The 238-nt window shown below is 50.8% G+C and carries 1 rRNA gene; it reads right to left on the bottom strand.

Going from position 1 to position 238, the window contains the following annotated elements:
* A 16S ribosomal RNA gene (locus tag OCU55_RS23860) occupies nucleotides 1-238 on the bottom strand; the annotation flags it as partial.

Below are 238 nucleotides of genomic sequence, written 5' to 3'. Positions count from 1 at the left end.
CCCTCTCAGGTCGGCTACGCATCGTCGCCTTGGTGAGCCATTACCTCACCAACTAGCTAATGCGCCGCGGGTCCATCTTATAGCGGATTGCTCCTTTGATTTCCATTTCATGCGAAATGAAAATGTTATGCGGTATTAATCTTCCTTTCGGAAGGCTATCCCCCTCTATAAGGCAGGTTACCCACGTGTTACTCACCCGTCCGCCGCTGAGAAAATTCCGAAGAACTTTCTCCGCTCG

The sequence above is a fragment of the Clostridium folliculivorans genome (genome assembly GCF_024341905.1).
GTDB lineage: Bacteria > Bacillota > Clostridia > Clostridiales > Clostridiaceae > Clostridium_AR > Clostridium_AR folliculivorans.
The sequence above is the reverse complement of the archived record's forward strand: the minus strand, read 5'-3'. Positions and strand labels throughout refer to the sequence as shown.